Source organism: Winogradskyella eckloniae (genome assembly GCF_013249045.1).
GTDB lineage: Bacteria > Bacteroidota > Bacteroidia > Flavobacteriales > Flavobacteriaceae > Winogradskyella > Winogradskyella eckloniae.
This window is the reverse complement of record NZ_JABRWP010000005.1, coordinates 253,348-276,191: the sequence shown is the minus strand read 5'-3', so window position 1 is coordinate 276,191 and position 22,844 is coordinate 253,348. Positions and strand designations below refer to the sequence as shown.

Genomic DNA, 22,844 nt, shown 5'->3' with positions numbered 1-22,844 from the left:
TCACTGCAAAGCATTAAATGAAACTGTACTATCCAAAACCACTTTACGATTCTAATCCTAAACATCGTTCTGCATTATTTCCGCTGTTAAAGGTTTTTCTTAAGTCTGATACAATCGTAAAAAATCCAGGTTTAGAGGTGTTTGGTTTATCTCATCAACCTGTTTCTATTGTTCAAGATGTCAATGATGCAGATGTTGCTGTTTTACCAATGTCATGGGATTATTATGTGAATGAAAACAAGGAAAATATAGCACAAGAGTTTATAGAACGTGTTCAAAAAATTGTCTTTATCTTTATTTCAGGTGATTTTGGTGTTAAAATCCCTGATTTTCCAAATGTGTGTGTGTATAGATGCAGTGGTTATAAAAGTAAGTTGCCTAACACGCATTTTGGCTTGCCTGTTTTTCATAGAGATCCATTAGAACGTTATTACAATTCAAAAGATATTGCATTAAGACCCTATACAGAGATTCCAACCGTAGGGTTTTGTGGCCAAGCCATAAAATCTATTGACAACAGAATTAAAGAGCACCTTAGAATTATATATAATAACACGAAATACTATTTAGGATTAGCTAAAAAGAGTCCGCAAAAAATACAATCAACCTCCTACAATAGATTTAAAATTTTAGATAAACTCAATGCTAAATCAGGTATTACAACTAATTTTATTATCAGAGACCAATATGGAGGTGGTGTAAAACGTGGTAGAGGTACCACAAAAGTTGCAGAGGAGTATTTTGAAAACATGACGAATTCAGACTATATAATTTGTTATCGAGGTGCTGGTAATTTTTCTGTTCGTTTTTATGAAACCTTAGCCATGGGAAGAATTCCGGTTTATATAAATACAGATGGTCTACTGCCATTATCTAATAGTATCAATTGGAAAGCACATGTGGTTTGGGTGGAACCGTCTGAAATAAATCGAATAGATGAAAAGATCAATGCTTTTCATCAATCATTAGACAAAGAGACCTTTGAGGCCATTCAAAAAAGTAATCGTAACTTATGGAAAGAAGATTTAAACTTATGGCGTTTTTTTTATAACCAAATACAAAATGCTAAAATGGACATTTAAATTTTTCAGCAGTAAATGAATCACAAACTTAAAATAGCAATATATTCTGGTGTTATTCCGTCGTCTACATTTATAGAACGGTTAATCACAGGATTGTCTATTTCTAACCAATGTGAAATTTATCTTTTTGGAGCAGAACAACAAAAGTTACCTTATAACAACAATGTTAAGATTGTAGGTTATAGAAACTCAAAGCTTTCAAAATTTATTCAATTAGTGAAATATAGCATTTTGTTATTTTTTTTTAAGGGGAAGGACAAAAAGAAATTAGATGCTATTCTTAAATCTAAAAACCGAAAGACACGGTTAGATAAGGTTAAATTTTACCCAGTACTTTGGTGTCAACCAGATATTTTTCATCTACAATGGGCAAAAGGAATTGAAGATTGGATATGGTTGCAAGAATTTGGTGTTAAAGTTGTTTTAAGTCTAAGAGGCACTCAAATAAACCATTCGCCAATTGCCGATAAAGCACTAGCTGCAATGTATCGAAGAGAATTTCCTAAAGTAGATGCTTTTCATGCCGTTTCTAAAGCGATGGCATTGGAAGCGCAAAAATATGGAGCTAAAGACTCAAAAATTAAGGTTATTTATAGCGGATTTGAAATAGAACCTGCAACGCCAATAAAAAATAAGGAAGACGTTTTTAAAATAATCTCTGTCGGCAGACCGCATTGGATAAAAGGATATACCTACGCATTAGATGCTTGTAAACTACTGAAAGATAGTGGTTTTAAATTTCAATATACAATTGTTGGTGCTCACGGAAACATTGAATTGGCCTACCAGATAAAAGATTTAGGATTACAGAATGAGGTGGCGCTGTTAGGAAAACAACCATTTAATGACGTAAAGGAGATTATGCAATCATCAGATTTATTAGTGCTACCAAGTTTAAATGAAGGCATTGCCAATGTTGTTTTAGAAGCGATGTATTTAAAGACTCTGGTATTAACAACAGATTGTGGCGGCATGTTAGAGGTAATTGATGATGGTGTTAATGGGTTTGTTGTGCCTATTAGAGATGCTAAAAATCTAGCGAAAAAAATATTAGAGATTAGTACCTTGTCTACGAATCAAATAGAAAAGATTTGTACTTGTGCTTTGCATACAGTGAAAAAGCAACATAATGAAAAGCAAATGATCTCAGGTATGCTTCAATTTTACCAAGACCTTTAGTATGAAACAAAAGGCTAAAAAACATAAAACCATAGGACTTGTACTTTCTACAGTACCAAAATATTCCGAAACCTTTTTTAGAAATAAAATTAAAGGTTTACAAAAGCATGGGTTTGAGGTTATTTTATTTGTTGATTATTTTAAAAAAGGAGATGCTGATTTTTCATGTAAAATTGTTGCCGCCAACAATTATAGCAGTGTTAGCTATTTGAGTTTGTGGCATAGTTTTAAGGCGCTGGTCAAATCTGCCTTTATACATCCTGCCAGAAGTTTAAGATTGTTTCGTCTAAATAAAAAAGACAAGGTTACTTTCACAAACAACATTAAACAACTCGTATTAAATCAATTCATACTTGCCGAAAACGTGGATTGGTTGCATTTTGGATTCGGAATGCTTGCCGTGAATAGAGAAAATGTGGCCAACGCAATGCATGCAAAAATGGCAGTAAGTTTTAGAGGGTTTGATTTGTACTTATCGCCATTAAAACATAAAAACTGTTATAAAGTATTGTTTAAGAAAGCGATAAGGTATCATGTATTGTCTAATGAAATGAAACACGATCTCATGGCCTATGCTATTAATAGCAATCAAATACAAGTCATCACACCAGCTATCGATACTAAGCTTTTTCAATCAGAAAAATCGCCTTCTAATTCTAAGCAACTACAACTAGTCACTGTTGCGAGACAACATTGGAAAAAAGGATTTATATACACATTAGAAGCCTTAGCCTACTTAAAACAAAAAGGTATTGATTTTCAATACACAATTATTGGTGCCGGAAGTGAGCAAGAAAGAATCACTTTTGCTGCATATCAGTTAGGTGTATTAGAAAACATAACATTTACTGGTAAATTACCACAAGAGGAAGTGAAAGCGACTTTAGAGCAATCTTCAATTTATATTCAATACAGCATACAAGAAGGCTTTTGTAATGCTGTGTTAGAAGCGCAAGCCCTAGGTTTACTTTGTGTTGTTTCTAATGCAGAAGGCTTAAGTGAAAATATTCTAGATAAAATTACAGGTTGGGTGGTTCCTAAAAGACAACCTATATTATTAGCCGAAAAAATAATTGAAATCATAAATCTACCCGAAGATATTAAGAAAAACATTAGAACTACTGCAATAGAGCGCGTGAAAAATGAATTTAATTTAGAAAAGCAACAAGACGAATTTGTTCGTTTTTATCAAAATTGAGTCAAAATTTCAATTGTTTAAATCTTAGTTAACAGGTTTTATTATAACTCCATGATTATTTAATACATAATATCTATTATTGTATAATAATTTGAAAAACAGAAAACACCTAGACCTAAAAATGACAAATTATGAATTAATGCGTTGGTTGACATTTCCTATTATGACAACTCATTTAGTAACTGTTCGCAACGATATCAAGGGATTATTAAAATCTACAAAATTTAAGTCTAAAAAAGCATCGCTATTAGATGTTGGTGGTCGTAAATCGCCTTATACCATTAATTTACCAGCAGAAGTAACCTTATTAGATGTACCGCAAGAAGAAGGTGCACGAGCAGAATTAAATTTAGGATTTACATCTGAGATTCTATCCAATATTCAGAAAAAGCGCAGTAATATTAAGGATGTTGTTATAGAAGATATGACGAAATCTACATTAGCAGATGGTTCATACGATGCGGTTGTTTGTATAGAAGTTATAGAACATGTCGAAGCAGATGATATTTTTGTGAAAAATATAGAGAAGGTCATCGCAAAAGGCGGTTGGGCTTATTTTACAACACCAAATGGTGATTACATTAAAAACGAAGGGCCAGATAAAAATCCAGATCACGTTAGGCATTATACAAGATTAGAACTTCAGACTTTGTTAGAAAAGTATTTTGATACTGTCGATGTGCATTATGCGGTAAAAACAGGGAAATACAGAGTAATGGGATTAAAAAGTTTTAAACTCAGTAGACCATTGAGCACATTACAATCTATATATGCTAATATAGTGAATAGGTTTCAGTCTAAAGGCGTAGAAAACACGTCTCAAGAAACAGCACATTTGGTAGCAATAGGTTATAAATAAATTGATAAAAGAACACGTTAAAATGCAAATAAAAAAAGCACTTAAAAGATTGTATTACGCAATCAATCCGCCGAAAACTAAGTTTCTAAGTGCAAAAATATGTGATGTTTCTCTAAATGTACTTCCAGGCACAGTGAGAAAACATGTAGATCAAGATGATGCATGGTGGTTTTATTTAACAAAACATCATTCTAATATTTTTGATATTGGTTGTAACATAGGTTATACCGCATTATTAGGTTTAATTCAGAATCCTAATAAACAATTTCTTTTGGTAGATCCAAATCCTGAAGCGTTGCAGCAAGCTGCGACAAACTTAATCCAGAATGGAATGGCTAATAGAGCAAACTTTATGTCTGCTTTTGTAAGCGATTCTGTAGATCAAACCATACAGTTTTATACTATTGGTTCTGGTGCAGCTGGTAGTATGTATGCTTCGCATGCAGAAACGGCCGCGTCTATGAATTCGTTTATGGATGTAAAAACCGTGACTTTAGATTATTTGTCAGAATATTATAATACACAACCAGATTTAGTGAAAATTGATGTAGAAGGCGCAGAAACTTTAGTCATGCGAGGTGCTAAGAAAATGACGAATGCATCAAAATGTACTTTCTTTATTGAAATGCATAATGTGGAAAATCTAGGAATGGAAGCGGCTGGCCAAAAAATGATTGATTGGTGTAATGAAATGAATTATAGAGCTTGGTATTTAAAAACAGGCGATTTGTTACAGAATGCCGAAGAAATTAAGAACAGAGGAAAATGCCATTTATTACTGTTGCCAAAGGAAAAAGAGTATCCAGAATATCTAAAAGGGGTTGAGCAAAAAGCTGAACTTCCAAAATCTATTTAATGTTATTTAGTTTTTTAAAATATTTACAACCCACACATTATTTTCAGAAGTTTTTAAATACAAACACTTCTATATTTCCTAGGGTAGAATATTTGTCAGAAACACTATTAAACCAATTAAATGTAGATCAAAATTACCAGTCTAAAGCGGCTCAAAATTATGATTTATCATGGCAAGCGATTCAAAACGGATACATTGGTGATGCAGAGACTTATAGCAAATTTGAAACTATTTCAGTAAAAGATAATTATCATTTTATTCGTAAATATTTCAATAGTGCTTGGGTCTTGTATGTGTTAATCATTCGTTTGTTATCATTTCACAATCCGTTTATAGAAATAAGAGCTTGGTTTAAAACCCGTAGCACTCAGCGTCAATTAGTAGGTAAGCAGCCTATTAAGTATTTAGATTGGTCATCTTTTCAATCTAAATTAATTCAGCAAAACGAAAAAGTAAGTGTTGTAATCCCAACCTTAAATAGATATCATTTTTTAAAGGATGTATTACAAGATTTAGAACAACAAGATTATTCTAATTTTGAAGTGGTCATCGTTGATCAGTCCGATCCTTTTGATGCTGCTTTTTATGACAATTTTAAATTAGATATACAACTTATTAGGCAAGAAGAGAAAGCCTTATGGCTAGCTAGAAATACAGCCATTAAAAATGCAACAGGAAAATTCATAGCCTTATCTGAAGATGATGTAAGAATACAACCAAATTGGATACGTATGCATTTAAAATGTTTAGATTTTTTTGAAGCTCAGGTATCTGCAGGTGTTTTTTATCCTGAAGGCAAAACGATTCCAACAGAACGTTCATTTTTTGCGTTAGCGTCTCAGTTTGCCACAGGAAATGCCATGTTATATAAACAGGTATTTAGTGACGTTGGCTTATTTGATAGACAATTTGAAAAACAACGAATGGGTGATGGCGAATTTGGAATGCGTGTTTACTTAGAAGGTATTAAAAGTGTGTCTAATCCGTTGGCATCTTGTATTGATGTTAAAGCTGGGACAGGTGGACTTAGAGAAATGGGAAGTTGGGATGCTTTTAGACCGTCTCACTTTTTTGCGCCAAGACCAATTCCGAGTGTGGTTTATTTTTTTAGACAGTACTTTGGTCATAAAGCCACACGTTTAGCTTTGTTACGAACGGTTCCTTTATCAATTTTTCCTTATCAATTTAAAAAAAACAAGCCATTGTTGGTTGTTGGTGTCTGTCTTACATTATTAATCTTACCCATTGTTTTCTATCAGGTATTGAAATCTTGGAGATTGGCGACTAAAAAAATACATGAAGGTCCAATAATAGAACCATTATTATGCCAATAGATAATAAACAAATCCTTATAGTGACATCAGAGTTTCCGCCACAACCAGGCGGTATTGGAAATCATGCATATCAATTGGCATTGGCTTTGAACCAAAAAGGTTTTAAAGTAAAGGTAATAGCAGATGAACGCTCTTTACAAGGCAATGAGGAGACGGAATTCGATTTAACTTTACCATTTTCTGTTATTAGAATACAGCGCGACCGTTTTAGATTAAAAATGTATCTCAATAGAATTATTAAAACCTATAAAAATTTTTCAAATTCTAGTCATGTTATCGCAACTGGGAAGTTTTCACTATGGAATGTAGCTTTTATCAGCCTATTTAAGAAAGCAAAAACCTTAGCTGTTATTCATGGTACAGAAGTTAATTTTAAACCAATATTGCTAAAAAAATCAGTCAATATTGCTTTAAAAAGGATGGATACAATTGTTGCGGTTTCAAACTATACGAAACATTTAGTACAGCATTTAAAAAAAGCTATTGTTGTGATTCCTAATGGAATTAATTGTTCGGAATGGCAAAATAGTGGGCATAGTGAGTTGGAATTAAAAGGGAATCCTGTGATAACTACAGTAGGCCGAGTGAGTTCTAGAAAAGGGCAATTAAATGTTATAAAACACTTGCCAGAACTTTTAAAATATTATCCAGAGTTACACTATCACTGTATAGGTATTCCTTCTGAAGCGGATCACTTTAGGACTGTTGCAGCAGATTTAAATGTACAGTCACATATTACGTTTCATGGTGCGTTAGAGGAGCAACAGCTTAAGCAAGCTTTGAAGCACACCGATATTTTTGTTATGTTAAGTAGTGAAAGTAAAACAGGAGATGTTGAAGGTTTTGGAATAGCAATCTTAGAGGCAAATGCTATTGGTGTACCAGCGATTGGAGCTTTAAATTGTGGGATTGAAGATGCGGTACAAACTGGTGTATCAGGTGTTTTAATTAATTCTGATGATTCATTGGCATTTAAAGAAGCTACAGATGCTATAATTAATGCTAAAGACATGTTTTCAAAAGGTGCTGTAGCATGGGCAAACCAACATGATTGGGCCATTGTAATTGAACGATATATCGCATTATTGTCATGAGTACGTTAACCATTATATCGCATACCGAACATTATAAAAAACCTGATGGTACAATCGTTGGACTAGGACCAACAGTCACAGAAATAAATCATTTGTTAGAAATATTTGAAGCTATTATACATGTAGGGATGCTTCATACTGTTTCTGCGCCATCAAGTGCTTTGCCTTATGCGTCAAACAAAATTACATTTGTACCATTACCAGCTGTAGGTGGTACCAATTTACGTTCTAAATTAGATATTATTTGGAAGGCCCCTAAGATAATTGGAATCATAAAGAAGGCATTACGTACATCAGATTATTTTCAATTTAGAGCACCAACAGGAATTGGTGTTTTTGTGATACCGTATTTGGTGCTTTTTAGTAACCATAAAGGTTGGTATAAATATGCAGGTAACTGGAAACAAGAAAATGCACCTTTGGCTTATAGTTTTCAACGTTGGTTATTAAAAAAACAAAAACAAAAGGTAACCATAAATGGTAAGTGGAATGACCAACCAAGCCATTGTTTAACGTTTGAAAACCCTTGTTTAACCCAAGATGAGTTGACCGAAGGTCACGACGTTATCAAAAAGAAACAGTTTAATTCTGAGGCCGTAGATTTTTGTTTTATTGGTCGATTAGAAGAAGAAAAAGGCATTGGGATTTTAATACATGCATTTAAGGCTTTAGATATATCTGATCAAAATAGAATAGGATCTATTCATATTGTCGGTGATGGTAAATTACACGAGTATTATCGTCAACAGACTGTAGATAGCAAGCTTAATTTTATTTTTCATGGCTATTTATCTCGAGAGGATGTTCATCATATTTATAACGTATCGCATGCTATTATTTTACCCTCGGCATCAGAGGGCTTTCCTAAAGTCATTTCGGAAGCAATGAATTATGGTTGTTTGCCAATTGTTTCAGATGTTTCTTCGATATCAAATTACGTTATAGATGATAAAAATGGATTTTTACTGTCTGAAATAACAGAAACAGGTTTAAAAGTGAAAATTCAAAAAATGTTACATCTTTCCGATGTAATTTTTTCGAGAATGATAGCCTCAAACGATTCAAATATTTATAAGTTTACGTATTCTTATTATAATCATAGAATAAAAAGCGAAATTTTGTCAATTTAAAAAAATAATTAGTGTTGTGTAAGTGGTTGATAATAATTTGGTTAAAATAAGTTTTTTTATAAGATGTACATAAAATTTAATTACATTTATCGACCGTTAAAAAAGAGTAATTCTAAATGATATTAAAGAAAATGTTTTGGATGCTAAAGCGTCATCCATTTTTATATACTACCCGTTTTAAATTACTTTCAAAAAATGTAAGTGTTGATGATATCAGTAGCTGTACTTATAATGTCACAAATAAAAAGGAAGATATATCTAAATATTATATAGAAGTTAACAATACCATCTTTAAACACAGTACACCACAATCCGATTTAGGCCGAGTAAAAGAATTAAGTACTTGGTTACATAACAATATAAAGGGAGGACCTGGATTAAGTGAGCCTTCTGATAAAGCATTAGAAATAATGCTTGCCGGGAAAGGTGGTGTTTGCAGTGATATGGCACAAGTTTTTAATAATTTTTGCGTAATTAATTCCATTAAAGTAAGAGAATGGGGCACAACGAGAGCCCCTTTTAATACTGATTTTGGAGGTCATTCTTTTAACGAGATTTTTAGTAAAGAATTAAATAAATGGATTCTCATTGATGTTTCTAACAGCTTGGTTTTTTATAAAACAGATAGTGACACACCATTGTCTGTTGTTGAATTATTTCAATTGATTCGAGAAAATAAAGAAATTAGATATGAGACCTTTAACGCTAAGAAAAAGTTAAAGGTTAAAAGTATTCAGCGTAATTATTTAAATCCAGATACTATTCCATTTTTAATATGTAATTATTCAAATAAAACCTATGACAGGTTTTTAAAATATACAAAACCGTTTTTACCTATTTTTTTAATTCATTTTATAGTGTATGTGCTTAGGAAAAGCTATCATTACCGTTTTCCATTAGATGATTATAAGGTTATTTTTAATGAAGCGTAAAGGGTAACTTCGTAAAATAAAAGTTATCATTTTATGGTATCTTGCCATAGAAATTTATAAATACTATTTATTCCATTTGAAAACTAATATTACGTATATAAGTGCCATTGCTTTTCATGCTGTATTAGGTATCGTACTATATTTAAATGAGAGTTTATCAAAACCTTATTTTTTTATTGCCCTATTTTATTTTTTATACAAAATAATAACAGCTTCGGACAAAAGAAGAACCTTTGAGATTTTGAAGGCCTGTGCCTATTTTGTTGGTGCTGAGGTTTTGATGAGAACAACAAAAGGCGCTATTTCTTATGAAGCAGGTAAATATTTAGTCATTCTGTTTGTGCTTATTGGTATGTTTTATAAAGGTATTTCAGGTAAGGGTTATCCTTATTTTATTTATCTGATGTTTTTAATTCCGTCTATTTTTGTAGCATCCACCACCTTGAGCTTTGATGCCAATTTTAGAACCAATATAGCCTTTGTGTTAAGTGGACCAGTATGTCTTGGTTTGGTCGCGTTATTCTGTTATGATAAGCGTATTAGTTTTAACCAAATATCGCAAATAATGTTGTTTATGTTGCTGCCCATCATAGCGCATGCAGCTTATATTTATTTTTACACACCTAATCTAAAAGAAATCATTTCGAGTACAGCTTCAAATAGAGCAGCTGCAGGTGGTTGGGGTGCAAATCAAGTATCTGCAATCTTAGGCTTAGGCATGTTTTTAATGACCATTAGATTGTTCACTAAATCTCCGACCATACCGCTAAAACTATTAAATGCTTCCATACTTGGTTTAATTTCTCTAAGAGCAATTACAACAATGAGCCGTGGTGGAGTGATTACAGCTATTGCAGCAATAGGCATTTATCTTTTTTATTATTATAGACAATCTAAAATAAGCAAGAAAAATGAAATAATATCAATTTTTGGTTTACTCTGCATAAGTCTTGTAATAACATGGTTTGCTAGTGTTTCGCAAACGGGAGGACTTGTGGGTTTACGATATGCTAACAAAGATCATTTGGGTCGTGAAAAAGAAAGTTTAACAACAGGTCGAAGTGAATTGTTTGAAGGTGAGCTCGAAGGGTTTATCTCTAGCCCATTTTTTGGTATAGGATCTAGTAGAGCTAAAGACGAAAGAATTGAGCTAGAAGGTCAAGGTGTAACCTCTCATAGTGAGTTTAGTAGAACGCTAGCAGAACATGGTATTTTTGGAGTCATAATTTTATTAATTCTTATTTTTAAACCGCTCGAAATGCGTGGAAGAAATAGAGGGAATTATTACTTTTATGCGTTAATGGCATTTTGGTTTTTAACAATTAACCATATGTCTATGAGACTTGCAATGCCAGCTTTTATATATGGTTTGGCTTTATTAAATGTGAAAAATGAAAAACGTCCTATACATAGGAAACAACTTAAAGAGCAAAAAATCTAATATTTCTAGTATCCAAACATTAGGGCCTTTGTTAGAAAGTGAAGGTTATACAGTATTCTATGCGTCGTCTAAAAATAATAAGATATTACGACTATTAGATATGCTGTCTCGTGTATTAAAATTAAAAAACACAATTGATGTGGTACTTATAGATACCTATAGTACACATAATTTTTACTATGCTTTACTCGTTAGTCAATTATGTAGAGTTTTAAAGATTGCATATATCCCAATTTTGCATGGTGGCAATTTACCGTCGCGCTTAAAAAGAAACCCTAAATTAAGTGGTCTTATTTTTAACTATGCAAAGCATAATGTTGCGCCATCATTGTATTTAAAAAATGAATTTGAAGCCTTTGGTTTTCATGATATTATCTATGTACCCAATGCCATTAAAATAGAGGCATACCCTTTTAATTGCAATACTATAGAATATCCAAAATTGTTATGGGTGCGTTCGTTTTCCGAGATTTATAATCCAACTCTGGCCATTAGCATATTGTCTGAATTAAAAAAAACAGAGCCTGAAGCCAAATTATGTATGGTAGGTCCAGACGCAGATGGTTCTTTAGCGGCTATTAAACAACGTGTGTTTGACCTTAATTTAAATGTTGAGTTTACGGGAAAACTCACTAAGCAAGAATGGATTTCACGCTCTAAAGATTTTAATATATTTATTAATACAACCAATGTAGACAATACGCCTATGAGTGTTATTGAAGCTATGGCGCTTGGCATGCCTGTTGTATCTACTAATGTTGGAGGGCTTCCGTTTTTAATATCAGATAAAACCGATGGATTATTAGTTTTGCCAAATGATGTTGAGGCTTTTGTTAATGCAATTTTAAAAATAAAAACGGACACAGCGTTAAGAGCACAATTAGTATTAAATGCCAGGCAAAAAGTAGAAAGTTTTTCATGGAAAACTATAAAACCACAATGGGATGCTGTTTTATCGTAAATAAATTCTAGAAATCGTATGAACTTACTATCTTTAACGCTTATTTATCCCTCATAATGTCTAAAAAAAAAGGTATACATTTCGAAGTTTCCGAACGCAAGGTTCTTTTGAGAATTATTGATTTGGTTATGGTATATTTAGGCGTCTACTGCCTAAGTTTAAATTTCGATTTTGTATACATAGAGGTGAGTAAAGAAAATAGTGTCGCTTTAATATTGTTGGGTGTTTACGTATCAATATTTGCAACAATTTTTGAACTTTACGATTTAAAAAAAGCGAGTAAAATAGAGACTACGTTTCAAAATGTTGTGATTACAGCCTCAATAGTTGTTTTGTTTTATTTGTTAACACCAGTGCTTTCTCCGTTTCTACCCATGGAAAGAATGCAAATCGTTTATCTGTATTTAACTTTAATAGTTTCTTTGCTGATATGGCGGTTTTTATATATTAACTTAATAGAAACACCACGATTTTATAAACGTGTTTTATTAGTAGGAGAGATTTCAAATATAGATGGACTCATCAATGCGCTTGATACTAAAGATCCAAATTATAAAATAATTGGATTTATCAATAGTGAAGCCTCATCAATTGAATCTGTAAAATTTAAAGGCCGAAAAGAATTTGATTCAAAAGATTTTTTGAATGTTATTGAAAAGGAGAAAATTTCAGAAATTTTAGTCGCTAATTTTAACTCAGATGCTATTATAGCAGAGGTTTATCACGATTTAATGCACTTGCTAGAGCGCGGTTTTAAGATTAGAGATTACACCCAAGTTTACGAAGAGTTGCTACAAAAAGTACCAGTACAGTTTGTTGGTAAGGATTTTTATAAACATTTTCCATTTAGCAGAAGTAACGAGAATAAATTATATATATTTTTTCAACGCGGATTTGATATTGTATTTTCTACTATTGGGTTGTTAATTGGTGTCCTCATTTTACCGATTATTTTAATAGGAAATTTAATAGGAAATAAAGGGCCATTGTTTTACACACAAGAAAGAGTTGGTCGTAATGGTAAACCTTTTCAAATCATTAAATTGAGAACGATGGTGGTCAATGCAGAAAAGGATGGTATGAAATGGGCTATTAAAAACGATTCAAGAATAACGGCTTTTGGAATGTTTTTAAGGCGCTCTCGATTAGATGAAATTCCGCAGTTTTTTAATGTCTTAAAAGGCGATATGAGTGTTATAGGACCAAGGCCAGAGCGTCCCTTTTTTGTTCAAGAGCTTGCTAGGATTATTCCTTTTTATGAAACAAGACATATTATAAAACCTGGATTAACAGGTTGGGCTCAAGTCAGTACAAGATATGGTGCAACAGTAGATGAAAGCCTTACAAAATTGCAATATGATCTATACTATATAAAACACAGAAGTGTCTTTTTAGACTTCAGTATTGCCATAAAAACGCTGAGTACAATTCTGTATTATAGAGGTCAGTAATTAGTGGTGTGTACTGTGCTTCACTAGAAATATATAGCGTACAAAAAGCGCTATAATTAACGGTATGATGCCAACTGCAAAAACTTGTACACCACTAATCCAATGAAAGGTCATAAGCACTAACATAATTATTAAGAACTTTATATAGCGCTTAAACCAGTTTTTTAGCACAGGTCTAAATAGTTGCCCTAGGACTAAGATGTTTAGCGGCATTGCCCAAAGTAAATTATAATTATATGCTGTAGCAGAATGGTCTGTTGCAAACCATAATAGCAATAAAACAATACCTACAAGACCTGTTATATTAAACAAAGCGACATCTAACCAAACCGTTCTAGATTGGGTTTTATAATCTCTATACGTTAGCCATAATATACCTAAGCCTAGTATACCTAAAATTAGTATAGGGCTAAAAATAAAATTTAAAATTGAGGAACTCGTCTGTTTTTTCTGATAAACCGTTTTAGATGTTTTAACTAATTTTTCTGTGCCATTTAGTGTGGCCGTTTCAAAAAACGCATTAATATAAAAGGGTAAAAACATATGTTCATTAACAGAGGCTGTGTGGTCAATAACTGATCCTAAAGCGATGTCTATTCCAAAACTTCCCCAAGTATTTAAGCCTACATGATCGTGAATAAGAGATCTAAAAGTTTTTGGTTTAAAATCTGTAGGTGTCTTAAAATCTACTGTTCTCTGTGTTGCTTTTAACGTCACATCTCTAATTTTTGTAGCACAATTATCAAAAAAGAAATCATACAAATAGCCTCTGTTTTCTGGTTGGTAATTATGTTCTAAAACATCAAATAGACGTTGTTTTTCATCTAGAGTTAAATTTAAAACAAGTTCCTCTATAGTGCGATTGTAGTTGGTATAGTGGTAATAGATATCTGCAAAATTATGTCTACTGATAAGATAGTTTAATTTGCCCTGTGCAAATTTTAAATAAAAATTAGGTGCGTCAAAGTCATATTGCCCATAACCATATACAGCATCTATACCTAAGTTGTTGTCTTTAATTCTAAAAGCATTGTGACCAAAGGCGTCGTTTAATGATTCACCAGGACCAATTGTTAATACTGATATTTCAGAATTGGATGAAAGTTGAGCCATTTGGGCAAAACAACATGCAATAGAAAGGAACGTAAACGTTATGGCTAGTTTTAATTTCATGTGAATTGATCGTATACTATCTAAAGACATCAAAATCTATTTTTAAAGAAAATACATTAGAATATAGGGCAGCACTTTGGTCGCCAATATCAGTAAATGCATAATCAATTTGAATACCTCTGTATTTAAAGCCAACACCAAAATTAGGTTGAAACGAAATTTGTTCAGAATTATCTATTTGAATTTCATTTTGAAAATTACCAACACCACCTCTTAAAAAAACCAAATCTGTATAGCCAAATTCAAATCCTAAAGCCGGATTAATACTCGCAAAAGAGGTTGAGAATATGTCATTATTTTGCTCAAAGCGTACATTTAAATTAGCCGCAGCCAATAAGGCATAATCATAATGAAATACCCATTTTTTAGATACACCAATTTCTAATTTTGGAATTGTGATTTCTGTCGTTTCTGGTAAATCTTGATTTTCGCCGTCAATGGCACCACTGATTTGTTCAAATTTTTCTTCATCAATAGACCAAGCATTAAATGTGGTTGTAATATCTCTAGCCATGATACCAAATTTCCAATCATTTTGACCTTCGAACTGTATACCAGCATCTAAACCAAATCCCCAAGACGAGGCAAAGTCTCCAATAATTCTTCTAATAATTTTGGCATTAATACCATAATTTAAACCATCTAACGGTAATTTTCTGGCGTAAGAGAACGTAAGGCCGTAATCTGCGGTAGAAAATGTACTTATTCTGTCATAATTAATATTTCCTTGGTCGTCTATTAATTGAGTTGTATCTAATATATCATCGACACCAAATCTTATCAACGATATACCTATAGCGCTTTTATCATCTAAAGACATGCCATAACCAATGTAGTTGTAGTTGGCAATATTAGCAAAATAGCTAGAGTGCATTAGGGCTAGTTGGTGGTCTTCAAGATGTACTAATCCTGCAGGATTCCAATATCCAGAGTTAACGTCTGCAGTCTGCGAGACAACGGCATTGCTCATCCCTAAAGCCGCAGCATCCACACCAATATTCATAAATTCATTTGAATATTTTCTTGTGGTTTGAGACGAAACTAAAAGCGTAGCAAATGTTAAGATAATTACGATGTAATTTTTCAACAGCAATATTTTTTTACAAAGATGCATATTATTTTTCTATCTATTTAACAGTAAATAGCCATTGTTATTGTTTTCTTTTTATTCAAATTCAAAAAAATTAAGTTTTCACTGAAATACTTTTATATTTTTACAAAAATTAAAAATTATGAGTCTTAAACGTCATATACCTAATATTGTAACCTTGCTGAATTTGTTTTCGGGTTGTATTGCGGTAATATTTGCGGTCTATGGAAACTTTGTTGCTGCGGCTGTATTTGTGTTTTTGGGGATATTTTTTGATTTTTTCGACGGACTTTTAGCTCGTAAATTAAATGTGCAAAGTCCTTTAGGTATTCAGTTAGATTCTCTTGCCGATTTGGTAACCAGTGGTGTTGTTCCAAGTATTATTATGTTTAAACTTATTGCATTAACAACAGATGCATATAATTTTAATGGCAATGAAAACAATTGGTCTTCTGGTTTTGAATTAAAGCTGTTAGAGATTCCAATTTTACCATTATTTGGTTTGTTAATTGCATTAGCATCGGCTTATAGATTGGCTAAATTTAATTTGGATGAAGATCAACAAACTTATTTTAAAGGCTTACCTGTGCCTGCGAACACTTTAATGATTTTGTCCTTACCATTAATTTTAGAATATCAAAATAGCGATGTCATAAATGCTATTATTATAAATAAATGGTTCTTAATTGCATTAACCTTATTGAGTTGTTATTTACTAAATTCTAACATAAAATTGTTTGCTTTAAAATTTAAGAATTGGAGTTTTAAAGACAATGCTGTTCGTTATATGTTTTTAATACTAAGTGTTGTGTTATTAATTGTGGTTCAATTTGCTGCAATTCCATTAATTATTGCATTGTATCTAATTTTGTCGTTAGTTAGTAGAAAAAATATTTATTAAAAACAAATAACCAAGTACCTTTACTTTCAATACATTATAATTTATGGCAGAAATACTTTTTACACTTTTAATGCTTGTAATGCTTCAAGCAGTTTTAGGTTTTGACAATTTACTTTACATTTCTTTAGAATCTAAAAAAGCACCAGTTTCAGAACAAAAACGCGTTAGAAAGATAGGTATACTTATCGCCATAGTGTTAAGAATTGTATTGCTTTTTGTCTTAGTTAAGGTCATTGGATTTTTTCAAGAACCTTTTTCTTGGTTAACAGGCCATTTTGAAAATGTTTTAGAATATGCATTTAATGGTCATAGTATTATAGTGTTAGTAGGTGGTGGATTTATCATTTATACCGCTATTAAAGAAATTTGGCATATGATTTCTATATCAGATTTAAGTCATGATATAGAAGGCGGTAGTGATAAGCGATCTAAGTCGGCAAATGCTGTGATTGTTAGTATTGTAATTATGAATTTAGTATTTTCATTCGATTCTATTTTAGCAGCAATTGGACTTACCAGTGAAATTGAAAATTCTACAACGGCGTTTATTGTTATGGCTATAGCTATTGTAGCGAGTGGCTTATTAATGTTGTTTTTAGCTGATAGAATCTCTACGTTTTTAGCAAAAAATAGAATGTATGAAGTGTTAGGGTTGTTTATTTTATTTATAGTAGGCATAATGTTAATCACTGAAGGTGGTCATTTAGCTCACTTAAAGATTTTTGGAAATGAGATAGTTCCAATGAGTAAAACCACATTTTATTTTGTGATTGTAGTGTTAGTAATTGTAGATGTTGTACAAGGGCGATATCAAAAGAAATTAATGAAAGCGAAGGGGCAAGAGCTAACAGAGCAAAACAATAAAACTAATTAGTTATATGGAAAAGTATAAGCTTAAGTATTTTATATATATATTCTTTACGTTGATGGCTATTCAGTTAGTCATAGGTGTAGTAGATATCCTATTGTCCAAAGCAGAAAGCGATTTAACCTCAATAACTTCTATACTTGTCTCGGTATGTAGTTTGCCTTTAAGTCTAATAAATAGTAAGCTACCATTTTTTGTTTCAGAAAATTTGTTGATGGTATTAATTTATTGGGGCATTAACTTAGTAATACAATCTGTATTTGTTTATGGTGTTTTGTTAGTCATCCAAAAAATAAAACAGAGTGATACGTAACTTAAAACTCTAATTTGGTTTTACGTAGCTCAAAATTTTGTCCTAAATAAACTTTTCTAACCATTTCATCACTAGCCAATTCTTCAGGTTTACCAGCTTTAAGAATTTTGCCTTCAAACATTAAGTAGGTTCTATCTGTGATAGCTAATGTTTCTTGTACATTATGGTCGGTAATTAGAATACCGATATTTTTCTTGGTAAGTTTGGCAATAATACGCTGAATATCTTCTACCGCTACAGGATCTACTCCAGCAAAAGGTTCATCTAAAAGAATAAAACTTGGGTCTGTTGCTAAAGCACGCGCTATTTCTGTTCGTCGTCTTTCACCACCAGAAAGTAAATCGCCTCTATTGGTTCTAATATGGCCTAAACCAAACTCTTCAATTAGTGATTCCATTTTGTCGTGTTGCTGTTTCTTACTTAATTTGGTAAGCTGTAAAACACTTAAAATATTATCTTCAATACTAAGTTTTCTAAACACAGAAGCCTCTTGAGCCAGGTAGCCAATACCGTTTTGAGCACGCTTATACATTGGGTATTTAGTAATGTTGGTATCGTCTAAAAAGATATGACCACCATTGGGTTTAATGATACCAACAATCATATAGAAAGACGTTGTTTTTCCGGCTCCATTTGGACCGAGTAAACCCACAATTTCCCCTTGGTTAACTTCTAGAGAAACGTCTTTTACGACTTTTCGTCCGCTGTAGGACTTCATTAAATGTTCTGCTCGTAACTTCATAGTGTGTGTTAGAACGTTAAAATTAATAAATTCATATGTAACGCGTTGACTTTAGGTTGCATTTATAATAAGTTTAACCAAAAGACAATCGTGATGCACCATTAAAGCATTATGCTCTTTTTGTTTTTCTTTTCTGATTTCTAATAACGATAGCAGAAATATAGATACTTACCTGATATAATACTAAAATGGGAATAGCTACAATAACTTGGCTAGCAATATCTGGAGGTGTGATAATCGCTGACAGAATTAAAACTACAATTAAAGCATACTTTCTGTATTTTCTTAAAACGTGCGGTGTAACTAAACCAACTTTTGTTAAGAAGTAAATAACAATTGGGAGTTCAAAAACAAAACCTGCCGCCAACGAAGACGATCTTACAATTGAGTTATAAGAGCTTAAATCGAAGGCATTAGAAACTTCCTCGGCAAATTCGTAATTGGTTAAAAAGTTAAGAGATAATGGTGTAATCACATAATAACCAAAAGCTACACCTAAAAAGAATAACATGGAGGCAATGAGAATAAATCCTCTTGAACTTCTACGTTCATTATCTTGTAGGCCAGGACTTATAAACGACCATAGTTGGTATATCACGTACGGAAAAGCAATGACGAGACCAGCATAGATAGAAGTCCATATGTGCGCTGAGAACTGACCACCAACAGATCTTACTTCAATTTGAAATGGTAATTCTTTAGCACAAAAGGACATGTCCATACCAAAATATGTAGACATTTCACAAAGGGCAACATACGTTGGAAAATCCATATGCTTTGGAGCCATTATAATGCCAACAATGAAATCTTTAAAAATAAATGCTAAAGTTGCTGCAATAACAATACTTGCTACAGCTTTTACCAAATGCCATCGTAATTCTTCGAGATGGTCTAAAAAAGACATCTCATCTACTTGCTTTTTCGCCATTATATAATGCCTTCTTTTATTAAATCATGTAAATGAACAACGCCAACATAGTGACCGTTTTGCTCCACTAATAATTGCGTAATGTTAAACGCTTCCATGGCCTCTTTAGCATCAATAGCCATAGCGTCATCGTTTATTAATCTAGGATTGTTGCTCATAATATCTTTTGCCTTTAAGCCAGAAATATCATCACTTTTACTGAGCATACGTCTTAAATCACCGTCAGTAATAATACCAACAATTTTTTCGTTTTCTACAACCGCAGTAACACCGAGCATTTTTTCAGTGATTTCTACAATAACTTCTTTTAATGAAGCCTCCAAGTGCACCGAAGGTTTTTGATTTTGAGAGGATAAATCATTTACTCTTAAATACAAACGTTTCCCTAACGCGCCACCAGGATGATATTTGGCAAAATCTTTACTAGAAAAGCCACGTAGCTCTAGTAAGCAAACCGCTAAGGCATCTCCTATAACTAACTGAGCAGTAGTACTGGTTGTTGGTGCAAGATTGTTTGGGCAAGCTTCTTGAGCAACAAAAGTATTTAAAATAAAATCTGCCTGTTGCCCTAAAAAGGAATCCTTATTGCCTGTAATGGCAATCATTTTATTTTTTGCATTCTTAATTAAAGGCACTAAAACTTTTATTTCGGGAGTATTGCCACTTTTTGAGATACAAATAACAACATCATCCTTTAGAATTAAACCTAAATCGCCATGTATAGCATCTGCAGCATGCATAAAAACCGCTGGAGTACCTGTAGAATTTAGAGTTGCAACAATTTTGTTAGCAATAATCGCGCTTTTGCCTATACCAGTGATAATCACTCTTCCTTTAGAGTGGTAGATTAACTCTACAGCGTTGGCAAAATCGTCGGTTAGTAATTCTGATAAATTATTTATAGCTTTACTTTCTAATTGTATCGTTGCCTTTGCAGTTTTTAAGATAGATTGCTTCGTGTTCAAAACTTATTTTTTATAGAGTTTTCTAGATCTAAAGAATTTGTTATCTTTAAAGTTGTTGCAAATGTATATAAAATACCAATAAGGATTAATGAGTATTGCAGAAATTGACTTACACTCCGCACTAAAAAAGTACTTTGGGTTTTCGGGATTCAAAGGTCTTCAAGAAGAAGTTATTAAAAACGTCGTAGCCGGCAATAACACTTTTGTTATTATGCCAACTGGTGGTGGTAAATCGTTATGTTACCAATTGCCAGCATTAATAAAAGACGGAACAGCTATTGTTGTTTCTCCACTTATTGCGCTGATGAAAAACCAGGTCGATGCAATTAGAGCTGTCTCTGAGCACGAAGGTGTGGCTCATGTTTTAAACTCTTCATTGAACAAAACAGAAGTAAAGCGCGTTAAAGACGATATTACTAATGGGATCACAAAATTGCTATATGTAGCGCCAGAATCTTTAACAAAAGAAGAATATGTAGATTTTCTTAGAACAGTTAAGATTTCATTTATGGCGGTAGATGAAGCCCATTGTATTAGTGAATGGGGACACGATTTTAGACCAGAATATAGAAATTTAAAAACTATTATAAAACGAATAGGAGATGATATTCCTATTGTTGGTCTTACAGCAACAGCAACACCTAAAGTTCAAGAAGATATTTTGAAAAGTTTAGGAATGCCAAATGCAGTAACTTTTAAGGCCTCTTTTAATAGACCTAACTTATATTACGAAGTAAGGCCTAAAACAAAAAACGTGGATGCAGATATAATTCGTTTTGTTAAACAAAATGAAGGTAAATCTGGTATCGTATATTGTTTAAGTAGAAAACGCGTTGAAGAACTGTCACAAGTCCTTCAGGTAAATGGTATAAAAGCAGTTCCGTATCACGCAGGTTTAGATGCAAAGACACGTGTGAAACATCAAGATATGTTCTTAATGGAAGATACAGACGTAGTGGTCGCAACAATTGCTTTTGGGATGGGAATTGACAAACCAGATGTTCGTTTTGTCATTCATCATGATATTCCAAAAAGTATAGAAAGTTATTACCAAGAAACAGGTAGAGCAGGTAGAGATGGAGGTGAAGGCCATTGTTTAGCATACTATGCTTATAAAGATATAGAAAAGCTTGAAAAATTTATGGCAGGAAAACCCGTAGCAGAGCAAGAAATTGGTCATGCATTGTTACAAGAAGTGGTTGCTTTTGCAGAAACGTCGGTGTCTAGAAGGAAATTTATACTTCATTATTTTGGCGAAGAATTTGACAATGAAACAGGTGAAGGTGGTGATATGGATGACAATGTTCGTCATCCAAAAAAGCAAGTTGAAGCTAAAGATGAAGTTAAAGTACTCTTAGAAACCGTACAAAAAACCAATGAAAAATATAAATCTAAAGATTTGGTTCAGGTTCTTGTTGGTAATGCCAATGCCTTAATTACCTCGCATAAAACGGATACACAAGATTTCTTTGGTATTGGTAAAGACAAGGATAAAAGATTTTGGATGGCCTTAATTCGTCAAGTCTTAGTCGCAGGATATTTAAAGAAAGATATAGAAACGTATGGTGTTTTAAGATTAAGTGAGGCAGGTGCGTCTTTTATCTCTAAGCCGCAATCCTTTTTAATGGCAGAGGATCATGTTTTTGATGAAGAAACCAATGATAATATTGTGTCTAATGCAAAAGGAGGAGGTGTTACCGCAGATGAAAAGCTTATGAAAATGCTTAAGGATTTGCGTAAACGAAATGCTAAAAAATTAGGTGTACCACCATTTGTAATTTTTCAAGATCCTTCTTTAGAAGATATGGCTTTAAAATATCCTATAACCATAGAAGAGTTATCTAATGTACATGGTGTAGGGAAGAGCAAGGCTAAAAAATATGGAAATGATTTTATTGGACTTATTGCAGATTACGTAGAGGAAAATGACATCATGCGACCAGATGATTTGGTTGTTAAATCAACAGGTACAAATTCTGCTTTAAAATTATACATTATTCAAAATGTAGATAGAAAATTGCCATTAAGTGATATTGCATCATCAAAAGGAATGGAGATGCCACAGTTTATAAAAGAAATGGAATCTATTGTGTTTTCTGGTACCAAGCTAAATATTAATTATTGGATAGATGATATTTTAGATGAAGATCAACAAGAAGAGATTCATGAGTATTTTATGGAATCGGAAAGTGATAAAATAGACGATGCTATAGAAGAATTTGATGGTGATTATGATGATGAAGAATTACGTTTATACCGAATTAAATTTATGAGTGAAGTAGCAAATTAAGCCTTAATTGTAGATAAAACACAGATCAGTCCGATTGAATTTAGAAATTTAGTATTC

21 protein-coding genes are annotated in these 22,844 nt (G+C 32.6%); 16 read left to right on the top strand and 5 right to left on the bottom strand.

What is annotated here, in order from left to right; all coding sequences use genetic code 11:
- Window positions 1-17 precede the first annotated feature (17 nt).
- From HNV08_RS10880 to HNV08_RS10825, 12 genes are all read left to right on the top strand, one after another.
- Window positions 18-1,082 carry an exostosin domain-containing protein gene (locus HNV08_RS10880; RefSeq protein ID WP_173281342.1) on the top strand — a complete coding sequence of 355 codons (1,065 nt, stop codon included), beginning with the start codon at window positions 18-20 and terminating at the stop codon, window positions 1,080-1,082.
- Window positions 1,083-1,097: 15 nt separating this feature from the next.
- Window positions 1,098-2,261, top strand: a complete 1,164-nt coding sequence (locus tag HNV08_RS10875) for a glycosyltransferase family 4 protein (RefSeq protein ID WP_173281341.1) — start codon at window positions 1,098-1,100, stop codon at window positions 2,259-2,261.
- Between the two features lies 1 nt (window position 2,262).
- On the top strand, window positions 2,263-3,459 hold the full coding sequence (locus tag HNV08_RS10870) for a glycosyltransferase family 4 protein (RefSeq protein ID WP_173281340.1): 1,197 nt from the start codon (window positions 2,263-2,265) through the stop codon (window positions 3,457-3,459).
- A gap of 121 nt (window positions 3,460-3,580) precedes the next feature.
- The gene (locus tag HNV08_RS10865) at window positions 3,581-4,318 is read left to right on the top strand and encodes a class I SAM-dependent methyltransferase (protein ID WP_173281339.1); all 738 of its coding nucleotides are present in this window, start codon (window positions 3,581-3,583) and stop codon (window positions 4,316-4,318) included.
- Between the two features lie 22 nt (window positions 4,319-4,340).
- Window positions 4,341-5,174 carry an FkbM family methyltransferase gene (locus HNV08_RS10860; protein ID WP_173281338.1) on the top strand — a complete coding sequence of 278 codons (834 nt, stop codon included), beginning with the start codon at window positions 4,341-4,343 and terminating at the stop codon, window positions 5,172-5,174.
- Entirely contained in the window at window positions 5,174-6,508 is a 1,335-nt protein-coding gene (locus tag HNV08_RS10855; protein WP_173281337.1) for a glycosyltransferase family 2 protein, read from the top strand. Before HNV08_RS10860 ends, HNV08_RS10855 begins: the two co-directional genes overlap by 1 nt.
- Window positions 6,499-7,602 carry a glycosyltransferase family 4 protein gene (locus tag HNV08_RS10850; protein ID WP_173281336.1) on the top strand — a complete coding sequence of 368 codons (1,104 nt, stop codon included), beginning with the start codon at window positions 6,499-6,501 and terminating at the stop codon, window positions 7,600-7,602. The genes HNV08_RS10855 and HNV08_RS10850 overlap by 10 nt, the downstream gene beginning before the upstream one ends.
- Entirely contained in the window at window positions 7,599-8,732 is a 1,134-nt protein-coding gene (locus HNV08_RS10845) for a glycosyltransferase (protein ID WP_173281335.1), read from the top strand. The genes HNV08_RS10850 and HNV08_RS10845 overlap by 4 nt, the downstream gene beginning before the upstream one ends.
- 116 nt (window positions 8,733-8,848) lie before the next feature.
- On the top strand, window positions 8,849-9,664 hold the full coding sequence (locus HNV08_RS10840; RefSeq protein ID WP_241697214.1) for a transglutaminase-like domain-containing protein: 816 nt from the start codon (window positions 8,849-8,851) through the stop codon (window positions 9,662-9,664).
- Between the two features lie 76 nt (window positions 9,665-9,740).
- The gene (locus HNV08_RS10835; RefSeq protein WP_241697213.1) at window positions 9,741-11,105 is read left to right on the top strand and encodes an O-antigen ligase family protein; all 1,365 of its coding nucleotides are present in this window, start codon (window positions 9,741-9,743) and stop codon (window positions 11,103-11,105) included.
- A complete protein-coding gene (locus tag HNV08_RS10830) occupies window positions 11,056-12,066 on the top strand; it encodes a glycosyltransferase family 4 protein (protein WP_173281334.1) in 1,011 nt (336 codons plus the stop codon). Before HNV08_RS10835 ends, HNV08_RS10830 begins: the two co-directional genes overlap by 50 nt.
- Before the next feature lie 56 nt (window positions 12,067-12,122).
- The gene (locus HNV08_RS10825) at window positions 12,123-13,517 is read left to right on the top strand and encodes a sugar transferase (RefSeq protein WP_173281333.1); all 1,395 of its coding nucleotides are present in this window, start codon (window positions 12,123-12,125) and stop codon (window positions 13,515-13,517) included.
- Here the strand turns inward: HNV08_RS10825 and HNV08_RS10820 are convergent, their stop codons facing one another.
- Together HNV08_RS10820 and HNV08_RS10815 are read right to left on the bottom strand one after the other, a co-directional pair.
- Entirely contained in the window at window positions 13,518-14,690 is a 1,173-nt protein-coding gene (locus HNV08_RS10820) for a lipoprotein N-acyltransferase Lnb domain-containing protein (protein WP_173281332.1), read from the bottom strand.
- Window positions 14,691-14,706: 16 nt separating this feature from the next.
- On the bottom strand, window positions 14,707-15,777 hold the full coding sequence (locus tag HNV08_RS10815) for a putative type IX sorting system protein PorV2 (RefSeq protein ID WP_241697212.1): 1,071 nt from the start codon (window positions 15,775-15,777) through the stop codon (window positions 14,707-14,709).
- Between the two features lie 145 nt (window positions 15,778-15,922).
- Between HNV08_RS10815 and HNV08_RS10810 the strand changes: the two genes are divergently transcribed.
- Genes HNV08_RS10810 through HNV08_RS10800 form a run of 3 tightly spaced genes read left to right on the top strand, consistent with a single transcriptional unit; the run spans window position 15,923 to window position 17,862 of the window.
- The gene (locus HNV08_RS10810) at window positions 15,923-16,681 is read left to right on the top strand and encodes a CDP-alcohol phosphatidyltransferase family protein (RefSeq protein ID WP_173281330.1); all 759 of its coding nucleotides are present in this window, start codon (window positions 15,923-15,925) and stop codon (window positions 16,679-16,681) included.
- Between the two features lie 43 nt (window positions 16,682-16,724).
- A complete protein-coding gene (locus tag HNV08_RS10805; protein ID WP_173281329.1) occupies window positions 16,725-17,555 on the top strand; it encodes a TerC family protein in 831 nt (276 codons plus the stop codon).
- Window positions 17,556-17,559: 4 nt separating this feature from the next.
- Window positions 17,560-17,862 carry a hypothetical protein gene (locus HNV08_RS10800; protein WP_173281328.1) on the top strand — a complete coding sequence of 101 codons (303 nt, stop codon included), beginning with the start codon at window positions 17,560-17,562 and terminating at the stop codon, window positions 17,860-17,862.
- A gap of 1 nt (window position 17,863) precedes the next feature.
- Here the strand turns inward: HNV08_RS10800 and lptB are convergent, their stop codons facing one another.
- From lptB to HNV08_RS10785, 3 genes are all read right to left on the bottom strand, one after another.
- The gene (gene lptB / locus HNV08_RS10795) at window positions 17,864-18,604 is read right to left on the bottom strand and encodes an LPS export ABC transporter ATP-binding protein (protein WP_173281327.1); all 741 of its coding nucleotides are present in this window, start codon (window positions 18,602-18,604) and stop codon (window positions 17,864-17,866) included.
- A gap of 109 nt (window positions 18,605-18,713) precedes the next feature.
- Window positions 18,714-19,532, bottom strand: coding sequence for a twin-arginine translocase subunit TatC (gene tatC / locus HNV08_RS10790; protein ID WP_173281326.1), 819 nt, complete (start codon window positions 19,530-19,532; stop codon window positions 18,714-18,716).
- The gene (locus HNV08_RS10785; RefSeq protein WP_173281325.1) at window positions 19,532-20,497 is read right to left on the bottom strand and encodes a KpsF/GutQ family sugar-phosphate isomerase; all 966 of its coding nucleotides are present in this window, start codon (window positions 20,495-20,497) and stop codon (window positions 19,532-19,534) included. The genes tatC and HNV08_RS10785 overlap by 1 nt, the downstream gene beginning before the upstream one ends.
- 88 nt (window positions 20,498-20,585) lie before the next feature.
- Between HNV08_RS10785 and recQ the strand changes: the two genes are divergently transcribed.
- Window positions 20,586-22,787, top strand: a complete 2,202-nt coding sequence (gene recQ, locus HNV08_RS10780) for a DNA helicase RecQ (RefSeq protein ID WP_173281324.1) — start codon at window positions 20,586-20,588, stop codon at window positions 22,785-22,787.
- Window positions 22,788-22,844 lie beyond the last annotated feature (57 nt).